Genomic DNA, 12,508 nt, shown 5'->3' on the forward strand with positions numbered 1-12,508 from the left:
GTTTCCTGATTAAAAACGGATTTGGTTTAATCCGGTCATCGGCTTGTCCCCTTTACGATCAATAAATATTGCCACCTCATCATACAAGAAAAGATTCACAGATCATCTTCTCTCCAATATACCGACACCCTGCGGCAATTTATATAAAATACTCCAAACAATCAAAATATAAACAAAAGTATTTTCACAAAACCGAAAAGTCTGTTCAATTTTTATATAAATACTTTTCCAATGTTGTGCTTTATTTAATCAAGCAAATAGCCATCGGTAAACGTTACCTTATAACCATCCAAAATGCCGGAAAGATAATTTCCGCTAACTATAATATCATCGAAGTAACTGTAACCATCGGAAAATTCCATATCAATAGAATGTCCGTAAATACTCCAGTCCCAATAAAAATATTCAGAAAACGTATCCAATAGATCCCCTGTATATATATTATAATAATCGTATCGTATTATTCCTCCTCCGTCCAAATAAAAGGAGAGCTCCCTACGGCACTCCGTATAATCGTCTTCGTCATAAAAATCTACCCAGACTCTATTACATAACATCTCAGCAGTATCCTGATCTTTTCCGAAACTGATTTCTTCACACGAAAAAAACACTACGCAGAAAACAAACAGGACAATCGTGACAACACCCGACTTATTTACCCAATTACACATTCTTCAACCGTTAATTATACATAAATATACAAATATAGGGAAATATCCTGCTTTTAGCAGAAAAACCGATAAAACAATAATAAAATAATATCTACATACTTTTTATCATTATAACAAAGCTGTTTTTCGTTGATTTTTCGTACCTTCGGGGCGATTTTTGAAAGCAGTAATATTTTATCAGATATGAGTAAAAAGTTTACCGAATATTCTCACTTCGATTTATCCGAGATAAACAAAGAGGTACTGAAAAAATGGGATGAAGAAAATGTATTCCACAAGAGTCTGGAAGTTCGTGAAGGTTGCCCGTCTTTCGTATTTTATGAAGGACCGCCTTCTGCAAACGGAATGCCGGGTATTCATCACGTAATGGCACGATCGATCAAAGATATTTTTTGCCGTTACAAAACGATGAAAGGGTTTCATGTTAAACGTAAAGCCGGTTGGGATACTCACGGATTACCCGTAGAATTAGGCGTAGAAAAAGCACTCGGAATTACCAAGGAAGATATCGGAAAGACGATCTCGGTAGCTGATTATAATGCCGCATGCCGTAAAGACGTGATGAAATATACCCGTGAATGGGAAGACCTTACTCATAAAATGGGATATTGGGTAGATATGAACGATCCTTATATCACATACGACAACCGTTATATCGAAACTCTATGGTGGTTATTAAAGCAACTTTATAATAAAGGACTGCTCTACAAAGGATATACGATTCAGCCTTACTCTCCGGCCGCAGGGACAGGATTGAGTTCTCATGAACTAAATCAGCCGGGGTGTTACAGAGATGTAAAAGACACGACTGTAGTCGCCCAGTTCAAAATGAAAAATCCGAAACCGGAAATGGCAGAATGGGGAACTCCTTATTTCCTTGCATGGACGACGACTCCTTGGACACTACCGTCAAATACTGCGCTATGCGTAGGGCCGAAAATCGATTATGTTGCGGTGCAGTCTTATAACCCTTATAGCGGAAAGCCTATCACAGTAGTTTTGGCAAAGGCTTTATTGAATACTCATTTCAATCCGAAAGCGGCAGACTTAGCTTTAGAAGATTATAAACCCGGAGACAAATTGATTCCCTATAAAGTGATTGCTGAATATAAAGGTCCGGACTTAGTCGGAATGGAATATGAACAACTTATTCCGTGGGTCAATCCGGGAGAAGGAGCATTCCGTGTCATTTCGGGAGATTATGTAACAACAGAAGACGGTACAGGTATCGTACATATTGCACCGACCTTCGGTGCTGATGACGCCCAAGTCGCTAAGGCTGCAGGAATACCTCCGTTACAAATGGTCAATAAAAAGGGAGAACTGCGTCCGATGGTAGATCTTACCGGAAAATTCTATTTACTCGATGAGCTGGACGACACATTTGTAAAAGAGTGTGTAAATGTAGATTTATACCAAGAATATGCCGGACGTTTCGTGAAAAATGCGTACGACCCGAATCTTACCGATAAAGACGAAACTCTCGATATTTCTATCTGTATGATGATGAAAGCCAATAATCAGGCATTCAAGATAGAAAAACATGTACATAATTATCCGCATTGCTGGCGTACCGACAAACCGGTATTATATTATCCGTTGGACAGTTGGTTTATCAAATCAACGGCTTGTAAAGATCAGATGATAGAACTGAACAAGACCATCAACTGGAAACCGGAATCTACCGGAACAGGACGTTTCGGAAAATGGCTGGAGAACTTGAATGACTGGAACTTGAGTCGTTCGCGCTACTGGGGTACACCTCTCCCTATTTGGCGTTCAGAAGAAGGAGAAGAAAAATGTATCGGATCGGTAGAAGAATTATATAACGAAATAGAAAAATCCATCGCTGCAGGATTCATGAAATCGAATCCGTACAAAGAAAAGGGGTTTGTACCGGGCGAATATAAAAAAGAAAATTACGACAAAATCGATTTACACAGGCCATACGTCGATGATATCGTGTTAGTATCGGAAAGCGGGAAGCCGATGAAACGAGAAAGCGACTTAATCGATGTGTGGTTCGACTCGGGTGCAATGCCTTATGCTCAAATACATTATCCATTTGAAAATAAAGAGTTGCTCGACAGTCACGAAATATACCCGGCAGACTTCATTGCCGAAGGGGTAGATCAAACCCGCGGATGGTTCTTTACCCTCCATGCCATTGCCACAATGGTTTTCGGCAGCGTCGCCTATAAAGCCGTTATCTCAAACGGTCTTGTGCTTGACAAAAACGGGAATAAAATGTCCAAACGATTAGGCAATGCCGTCGATCCGTTCTCTACGATTGAGAAATACGGTTCAGACCCACTGCGTTGGTACATGATCACCAACTCATCTCCATGGGATAATCTGAAATTCGATATAGACGGTATAGAAGAAGTTCGCCGAAAATTTTTCGGGACACTTTACAATACCTATTCGTTTTTTGCTTTATATGCGAATGTGGACGGATTTACATTCTCCGAGCCGGAAATCCCCGTAGCAGAACGTCCTGAAATAGATCGCTGGATCATTTCTTTGTTGAATACTCTTGTAAAAGAGGTTGACGAACATTATAATAATTTCGAACCGACCCGTGCAGGGCGTGCTATTTCCGACTTTGTTAACGATAATCTAAGCAACTGGTATGTGCGTCTTAACCGGAAACGGTTCTGGGGAGGAACGATGGATGCAGATAAACTGTCTGCTTATCAGACTTTATACACATGTCTGGAAACTGTCGCTGCACTTATGTCTCCCATAGCACCGTTCTTTGCAGACCGGTTGTTCAGAGACCTGACATCCGCAACCGGACGTTCTGACAAATCGGTACATTTATGCGATTTTCCGACTTTACATCCGGAATATATAGACAAGACCTTAGAAGAACGTATGCAAATAGCTCAGGATATTACATCTATGGTACTTGCCTTGCGAAGAAAAGTAAATATTAAAGTACGTCAACCTCTAACAGCATTAATGGTTCCTGTTTTAGACGAAAAACAGAAAGAGGAAATCGAAGCGGTTAAAGATTTGATATTAAATGAAGTAAATGTAAAGGAACTGAATTTCGTAGACAATACGGCCGGAATACTCGTAAAACGGATCAAACCCGATTTTAAGAAGCTCGGACCGCGCTATGGAAAAATCATGAAGCAATTAGCCGCAGCTATCGCATCAATGGAACAAGAAGAAATAGCACGTTTCGAAACTGAAGGACAATTTACGTTCGATATCGAATCTCAACAGGCTACGATAGAATTGAATGACGTGGATATTATTTCTGAGGATATTCCCGGATGGTTAGTTGCCAATGAAGGACGATTGACTGTGGCTCTTGATATTACAGTCACAGAGGAACTTCGCCTTGAAGGAATAGCCCGAGAATTGGTCAATCGGATACAGAATATCAGAAAAGCGAGCGGTTTCGATATTACGGATAAAATAACCGTAAAACTGACCAGTCATTCCGAAACAGATTCTGCAATAAACAAATATGAAGATTACATAGCAAAACAAGTGCTTGCAGACTTGATAGAAATAGTCGATACCGTATCCGATGAGAATTGTACAGAGCTGGATTTCGATTCATTTAAATTACAAGTATCCGTAACAAAAGCATAAATTCGGTATTATTACCCCGGTAATTTTGTATATTGGGGTAATTTCTTTATTTTCGCATCATATTGTAAACTATATAACATCTACTATGTTATGTAGTAAATAAGAAAAAAAGGTTATTCACTTAAAAACCGTAAACCTATGAGTACAAAAACACGATATTCGGATGCAGAATTGGAAGAATTCCGCGCGATCATACAAGAAAAGCTCGACAAGGCTTACCGGGATTATGATCTGCTGAAGTCGGCAGTTATGAACGCTGACGGTAATGATACAAGTGATACTTCTCCTACGTTCAAAGTACTGGAAGAAGGTGCAACGACACTATCGAAAGAAGAAGCTGGTCAGTTAGCTCAACGACAGATGAAGTTTATACAACATCTGCAGGCTGCCATGGTAAGAATCGAGAACAAGACATACGGGATCTGCCGGGAAACCGGAGAATTGATTCCTAAAGAAAGATTACGGGCCGTACCTCATGCTACACTTAGTATCAATGCCAAAAAAGACCAGAAATAAAATCGGATCACTTTGAATCTGATATAAAATAACAATTCGACACTTGACGTATATACAAAACATACGGAACAGGCGTCGAATTGTCTTTATCGGACATCCGTAATACGGATAAATAACATCACACAGTTTAAAAAGAGGATGAAACTGACAAACGGAAAAATAGCTATACTGGTAATATTTTTAGTATTATTTATCGACCAGTTTACTAAAATATGGGTTAAAACTCACATGTATCTGGGTCAAGATATCGAAATCACAAAATGGTTTTATATTCTATTTATAGAAAACAACGGAATGGCTTTCGGTATAGAAATCATCAGCAAACTGTTTCTTAGTTTGTTTCGTATTGCAGCCGTTATTTTTATCGGATACTACTTGTATAAAATAGTACACCGTCCCTTTAAAAGAGGATATGTCGTTTGCATCGCTCTTATCCTTGCCGGTGCATTCGGTAATATAATAGATAGTGTTTTTTATGGTGTTATATTTGACAACCCGACACCTCCGTTTGTGGCAACCTTATTCCCCGAAGGCGGCGGTTACCAGTCGTTATTTCACGGGAAAGTCGTAGATATGCTCTATTTTCCTCTATTCCGGTTCTATTGGCCTGATTGGATTCCTTTTATCGGAGGAGATTCTTTCGAATTTTTTCGACCGGTTTTTAATATAGCCGATTCGGCTATTACTATAGGGGTAATCGTATTGCTGCTTTTTTATCGAAAATACTTAGCATCTGTGTCGAAGAACTAAATAGTCTTTTATGAGATCATTGTTTTATATAGCTTTATGCAGTGTAATTCTTTGCTTATTCCCGGCTTGTGACCGAACTCCCGATCACATTATCAAGCCTAAGGCAATGGAAGATCTCTTAGTCGATATTCATAAATCAGAAGCGATTATAGAAAAAAATTATCAGAAATACGGTTCCATAGAACAAAAAGAAGAACTGCGCAACGCTGTGCTAAAAAAGCATGGAGTAAATAAAGCTTTATTCGACTCTTCTCTAATGTGGTATGGGCATCATTTACCCAAATATATCAAAATATACGATAATGTCATAGCTCGTCTCAAAGAAGAAGATGAAGCCGTAAAAGTATTGATTGCCGAAAACAACTCCCAACCACTCTCCCGTCCCGGAGATTCTGTGAATATATGGCCGAAGGAACAGTTCTATGTTTTCGAACCTCATATCGGACGAAGTATATTGACTTTCGATATTCCTGCAGACGATAATTACCAAGAAAAAGATATTTTTATTTTAAAATTGAAATTCAGCATGTTACCTCAGATACATAAGCAATATCCTCATGTAACATTAGCTGTAAAGCATAAAAATGACTCGATTCGCTTCATCAGTTCTAATATCCGCAATAACGGGTGGGCAACATTCCGAGTCGAATCCGATTCGTCTGCTATCAATAAAATATACGGAAACATTATTGTTCCATCACGTCCCGATTGGATAAAAACTTACGCCGACAGCATTTCTCTTACCCGTATCCGTTATAGAAAGTCGGAAATAACACGACCGGAAATAACGGCAGAGAATGATTCTACCGCAACAGAATAAAAACTATGAAACGGGGATTTTTTGCACACTGCATTTGTTATAGAGAGCAAATATATCATAAACATATTCTTTTTCTAAATGAAAAAGATGAAATAATCGAAATAACTCCTTTTTCCAATGAAACGTCAAATACTACCTTTATCGATGGTATTTTGATTGTCGCATCTCCCTCATTCCATATTCATTTAAAAGACTTCATCGCTACGATAAAAAAACAGATAGAAAATCCTAAAACCCGATTATCCCTCGCCATTTTAAAAAATCCCGTGTATAAAAACAATATGCCTAATATGGGTGGGCGTTGTTTATTATGTAATATCCCGGAAATATGTTGGGAAAATGAGAGACCAGAATCCTTTTCTATCGAAATTAACGAAATTTTTCGACCTCAATAATTTGAATAGCCATCAGAAATCAAAACTTCAAACAAAATCTTATATCCATAAAATCTTAGAATCGGTCTAAAAATCCGCTATACAAGAAGATATTTCAATAACATCGGACTCTGTGATTACCGGAGAAACCGGAAGACTTAACACTTCACGGCTAAGCAATACGGAGACAGGGAGGTCTAAATCATTATATTGATGATAACAAAACTGTTTATGAGGAGGGATAGGATAATGAATCATTGTCGGAATACCTTGTTTTTCAAGATAAGAGCGAAGTTCTTCCCGCCGTCCGGTCCGAATCACATATTGATGCCATACATGTTCCTCAGGAGATTTTATACCAGGCTTTATAATGTCCTGATGGTTCAAATACTTATCATACCAAATAGCAACTTGCCGACGAGCCAGGTTTTCCTTATCGAGATACTTCAACTTTACAGATAAAAATGCAGCCTGTAATTCATCCATGCGGCTATTTAACCCTTGGTAAACATTTATATATTTTTCAATAGAACCATAATTGGCTAATGCACGAATCACATCGGCCAATTCCGTATCATTCGTAGTTATAGCTCCGGCATCCCCCAACGCTCCTAAATTTTTTGCGGGATAAAAACTAATCGCCGCAGCATCACCCAACGCTCCTGTTTTGCATGTTCCGTTAAACCCTTCTACTCGACTGACCGCTCCTATCGCTTGAGCATTATCTTCTATAACTTTCAGTCTGTGTTTTTCCGCCAAATGTTTTAACTCTTCATTCCAACAACAGCGGCCATAAAGATGTACTACAACAATCGCCCGAGTACGTTCGGTTATTTTCATCTCTACTTTTTCTATATCGAGATTGAATGTCTGTATATCAGGATCTACAAACACCGGTTTCAACCCATTATCGGTTATTGCCAATATCGTAGCGATAAAAGTATTGGCCGGTACTATAATTTCGTCTCCCGGTTGCATCAACCCCATCACGATATAAGCCTTAAATATCAATCTCAATGCGTCCAAGCCATTTCCTACAGACACGGTATAACGACACCCCAGATAATCACTTAATTGATTTTCGAATGCGGCAACTCTTTTTCCTTGCAGATACCAACCGGAATCTATCACTTCTGACGCAACTTTTTTCAGTTCATCAGCATAACGTGCATTTATTTGCTGTAAATCTTGAAATTTCATCGATATAGAATCTTTCTGAACAAAGATACAAATTCTTAAAATATATCCTTACATTCCATCATTTCTTAAACATTTGCAGGTAGACTAAAAAACAAAAAATCCGGAATCGTTAAAATCCCGGACTTTTATGATAACATTTATTACAATCAGAACCAACGCACGTAAGCAAAATCTTGGCGATGAGGAAGATCAGGATTTTTAGGATACATGCGGAACGAATATTTGTATGTTCCCGCTGCTCGTAACTGGTAATCGATGTGGAAGACAGTAGAATCATCTGTCGTTTTTACTACATTAAGTTCATACACCTGATAAGGTTTCATTTGACCGTCCTCAACAGGAGTAACGACTAATTCAACACCAATGCAGTTTCCAAGTCCTTTAGGATCAATAGCTACCTCAATCGGATATTCTTCGCCTACATGCGGACTGTAAAGTATCGCTTCGGGCAAGTTAACCGACTTAATTTCGATCGAATCCCATTTAGCTACGACTTCTTGCTTCCAAGCGGCTATTTCTTTGGCTTTTTTATAGTTGTCAGCAACCAAAAGTTTAGAACGTTTGGCCTCTTTGCTATAAAAACGATCAATATAATCTTTAAGCATACGGTTCATCGTAAACTCTGGGGCAATCTGTGCAATGGAATTCTTAATATACTGAATCCATTCAGGTGAATACCCTTTGCTATTCTTAGCAAAATAAAGAGGTACGATTTGATTTTCAAGCATAGAATAAATCGTTGCAGCATCCAATTGATCTTGATGACCTTGATCTTGGAATGTCCGTTTATCTGTTAATGCCCAGCCTGCACCTTCTTTATAACCTTCATACCACCAGCCGTCAAGCACGGAGAAATTGAGAACTCCATTCATTTCGGCTTTTTCTCCAGATGTTCCGGATGCCTCTAAAGGGCGTGTCGGAGTATTTAGCCAAATATCTACACCGGATATCAGACGTTTGGCTACTTTCATGTCATAATTTTCTAAGAAAATAATCTTTCCTAAAAATTCAGGACGACGTGAAATTTCGACAATTCGTTTTATAAGATCTTGTCCAGCACCATCCGCAGGATGTGCTTTTCCAGAGAAAAGGAATTGTACCGGATATTGAGGATTATTCACGATCTTGGATAATCTTTCAAGATCGGTGAAAAGCAAGTGTGCCCGTTTGTAAGTTGCAAAACGACGAGCAAACCCGATAAGTAGTGCATTCGGATTGATACGCTCAAGAACAGAAACAATCCGTGACGGATCTCCCTGATTTTTCAACCAGTTTTCACGGAAATCGTCTTTCACAAAATTCACCAATTTATTTTTCATTGTCTGGCGAAGCTTCCAAATCTCCTCATCAGGCACATCGTATATTTTTTCCCACATCTTACGGTCATCTTGATGTGTTAAAAAATCCCGCCCCAATTTCTCGACATAGAATTCTTTCCACTCGGTTGCTGCCCAAGTAGGAAAATGTACACCATTAGTCACATATCCCACATGAAGTTCTTCAGCCGCATATCCTTTCCAAATAGGCTGGAACATGTGTTGGGAAACTTTTCCGTGCAACCAGCTCACACCGTTCACTTCCTGACAAGTATTACATGCAAATACACTCATCGAGAATTTTTCGTTCGTCCCTGGATTTTCTCTTCCCAAATCCATCAAGTCTTGCCATGAAATTCCCAGTTTTGCAGGGAACTCACCCATATATTTTCCGAATAATCCTTCATCAAAACTATCATGACCGGCCGGAACAGGTGTATGCACCGTATAAAGCGACGAAGCACGAACGACCTCAAGAGCTTCTTCGAATGAAAGTTTTTCATTCTGAACATACTCTACCAACCTCTGCACATTAATAAGCGCAGCATGTCCTTCATTACAATGATAAATATCCTTCTTGATACCTAAACGCTTCAACATAAGAATACCACCTATACCAAGCATATATTCTTGTTTCATACGATGTTCCCAATCTCCCCCATACAACTGATATGTAATAGGTCTGTCAAACTCGCTATTCAAATCGAGATCGGTATCCATGAGGTACAAAGGAACCCGCCCGACGCTTACTTTCCAGATATTGGCGTAAATAATGCGTCCCGGATAAGGTACTTCTAAAACTATCGGATGTCCGTTTTCGCCAGTAACTTGCTCTACCGGAAGCTGGTTGAAATTTTGAGGTTCATAATTAGCCAACTGTTGTCCATCCATAGAAAGTGTCTGGGTAAAATATCCATACCGATATAAAAAACCCACTGCAACCATATCGACATTGCAATCACTGGCCTCTTTTAAATAATCTCCGGCAAGGATACCCAATCCTCCCGAATATATTTTCAGGATGTTAGCCAAACCATATTCCATACTGAAATAAGCTACAGAAGGAAGATCGGTTCTCTTTTCTACATCCATATATTTTCTAAATTCATCGTATAAGTCATTAATACGACGCATCATCGCTTTATCAGCCGCAATTTCTTCCAAGCGTTCATAATTAATCTGCTGAAGCATCAATACAGGATTCCCGTTTGTCGATTTCCACAATACCGGATCGATAGACCGGAACATTTCGATCGCCTCACTATGCCACACCCAACTAATGTTACGAGCCATCTCCTGCAAGATATCCAATTGTGCAGGAACTTTTGATTTTACCGTAATGTCACGCCAACATGGTGCGTTTGTATTACTTACTTGTACTTTCATATAACTTGGTTGTTAGTTAATAGTCTTATATTTTATCTGTCTCTGCTTAATTAAAAACAGCCTCTTTATTATAATGTTCTAATTGTCAGTTTTATTTACATTTTTCAAAGCCCAATTATAAGCTTGTTCATAATAAGAAATAAAATGTTTCCACAATGCCTGCTTCGATGTTTTCATTGCAAGCTTGCGTATATTTTCGATTTCCGTTACTGTTTTATCGGACAAATCTCTTATTGTCTCCATTAATTGGCTTGCCACTTCATCATAATTAGAATCTGTCCGATGCAATACAGCAACACCCTTTTCATACACTGTACAAGCTCCCGAAGGACAGCACCAAAGTCCGAATCCTGATAAATCGGTCGTAACAGTAGGAACTCCGAAAGCTATGCTCTCCAATGGGGTATATCCCCACGGTTCATAATATGAAGGAAATGCCGTCGCGTCCAGACCTATCAATACATCATAATACGGAAGATTCAATACTCCGTCATCGCCCTTTAAATACGAGGGAATAAAAATAATTTTGACTTTATCTTCCGGTCTGTTCGAGAATCCACCATTATGAATTTGTGACATAACACGGTCATCATTATAATTATAAAGCGCATGTGTGACAAATGGATCGGGCAATGCTGTTTCGAATTTTTCCACGACATCCATCCGTAAGGCCAAGTCTTCCCGTGCATCTCCCGACCATGCCGGAACCATTACGAAAGCAATTATCTCCTTTTCTCCCGTATCGGTTTCTTTCAATCGTCGTACAGCTTCTATAAAAAGATCTATACCTTTATTTTTATACTCATAACGTCCCGAAGTTGCTATTAAAAACGAATTTACATCCGGTTCATATCCAATTAACGAACCCGCAAGTTTCAACAAGCGTTCACGGGCAATAGTCCGTTTCTCCTTATATGCTCCTTTGGGTACAAAGTTTTCTTCAAATCCGTTAGGCGTTACGATATCCGGATAACGTTCGAGCAACTGAGCACATTCTCTCGCTGTTATATCACTCACCGTCGTAAAACAATGTGCCTGATGCGCAGCATGTTTTTCTAACGAATGCTTCGATACCATATTCAATTCTCTTGCCATCTGATCGCCATTATATCCCGGCAAATAATCATAAAGAGGCTTATTATTTCCGGCAATAGAGCGCCCTATTGAAGTCGCATGAGTCGTAAATACAGTAGCAACAGCAAGTAATTTATGCTTGATATATAATAATCCCATACCTGTAGTCCATTCATCAAAATGGGCTATTACCTTTAAGTTTTCTCCTCGTATATATTTATAAAAACTCTCTATCACGAGTGCCGAAGCATACGCAAAAATACACGACTCGTCATAATCACCGTAAGCCGGTAACGAATCTACTCCGAACCAATTCCACATATCGGTAAACAGTTCATTACGGCAAGGATACATATTATTGTAATCGACAAGAATAACAATCGGCTTTCCCGGAATATCCCAACGTCCGGTTCTGACTTGCAATCCTTCTTCTGCAGCTATCTTTTTCCAATCTTTGAAAAGAGAGGGAACTTCAATAAAATAAGGTGATTCTTTTTCTTTCCACAAATCAGGACCAATAAACACATTCCTATCCTTATTTATCTGTTGTAAAGTTTTTGCTTTAGTAGAAAGCACTGTATAAATACCACCCACCAAATTACAAACTTCCCAACTCACTTCAAAAAGATAGTCCAAGTTCAGAGGGTTCTTTTCCATATTAATCAATATTCAACACGTTTTTAATGTGTAAAAATAAAATGCAAATGTACAACAATTATCTCTTCTAACGAAAATAAGTTTCTCTTTTTTAGAATAAAAACATTTTCAAATTCAATGTACAAAATATATTCA

9 protein-coding genes are annotated in these 12,508 nt (G+C 38.8%); 5 read left to right on the plus strand and 4 right to left on the minus strand.

What is annotated here, in order from left to right; genetic code table 11:
- Positions 1-245 precede the first annotated feature (245 nt).
- On the minus strand, positions 246-671 hold the full coding sequence (locus AC1WHX_RS06260) for a hypothetical protein (protein ID WP_009319386.1): 426 nt from the start codon (positions 669-671) through the stop codon (positions 246-248).
- Positions 672-854: 183 nt separating this feature from the next.
- On the opposite strand from AC1WHX_RS06260, the gene ileS reads away from it, so the two are divergent.
- From ileS to AC1WHX_RS06285, 5 genes are all read left to right on the plus strand, one after another.
- Positions 855-4,280: an isoleucine--tRNA ligase gene (gene ileS, locus AC1WHX_RS06265; RefSeq protein WP_303116444.1), complete on the plus strand. Its 3,426-nt coding sequence runs from the start codon at positions 855-857 to the stop codon at positions 4,278-4,280.
- A gap of 138 nt (positions 4,281-4,418) precedes the next feature.
- Positions 4,419-4,796: a TraR/DksA family transcriptional regulator gene (locus AC1WHX_RS06270; RefSeq protein ID WP_009319384.1), complete on the plus strand. Its 378-nt coding sequence runs from the start codon at positions 4,419-4,421 to the stop codon at positions 4,794-4,796.
- Positions 4,797-4,934: 138 nt separating this feature from the next.
- The gene (locus tag AC1WHX_RS06275; RefSeq protein WP_009319383.1) at positions 4,935-5,546 is read left to right on the plus strand and encodes a lipoprotein signal peptidase; all 612 of its coding nucleotides are present in this window, start codon (positions 4,935-4,937) and stop codon (positions 5,544-5,546) included.
- 10 nt (positions 5,547-5,556) lie between these two features.
- Complete coding sequence (locus AC1WHX_RS06280) at positions 5,557-6,366, plus strand: DUF4296 domain-containing protein (RefSeq protein ID WP_303116441.1); 810 nt, start codon at positions 5,557-5,559, stop codon at positions 6,364-6,366.
- A 5-nt stretch (positions 6,367-6,371) separates the two neighbouring features.
- Positions 6,372-6,761: a hypothetical protein gene (locus AC1WHX_RS06285; protein WP_302544708.1), complete on the plus strand. Its 390-nt coding sequence runs from the start codon at positions 6,372-6,374 to the stop codon at positions 6,759-6,761.
- A 66-nt stretch (positions 6,762-6,827) separates the two neighbouring features.
- Here AC1WHX_RS06285 and AC1WHX_RS06290 read toward each other — a convergent pair whose 3' ends face one another.
- From AC1WHX_RS06290 to AC1WHX_RS06300, 3 genes are all read right to left on the minus strand, one after another.
- A complete protein-coding gene (locus tag AC1WHX_RS06290; RefSeq protein ID WP_302544707.1) occupies positions 6,828-7,940 on the minus strand; it encodes a DegT/DnrJ/EryC1/StrS family aminotransferase in 1,113 nt (370 codons plus the stop codon).
- A gap of 146 nt (positions 7,941-8,086) precedes the next feature.
- Positions 8,087-10,642, minus strand: coding sequence for an alpha-glucan family phosphorylase (gene glgP / locus AC1WHX_RS06295; RefSeq protein ID WP_302544706.1), 2,556 nt, complete (start codon positions 10,640-10,642; stop codon positions 8,087-8,089).
- Positions 10,643-10,720: 78 nt separating this feature from the next.
- Entirely contained in the window at positions 10,721-12,373 is a 1,653-nt protein-coding gene (locus tag AC1WHX_RS06300; RefSeq protein ID WP_303116438.1) for a glycosyltransferase, read from the minus strand.
- Between the last annotated feature and the right edge of the window lie 135 nt (positions 12,374-12,508).

It is taken from the genome of Coprobacter sp., assembly GCF_982436375.1.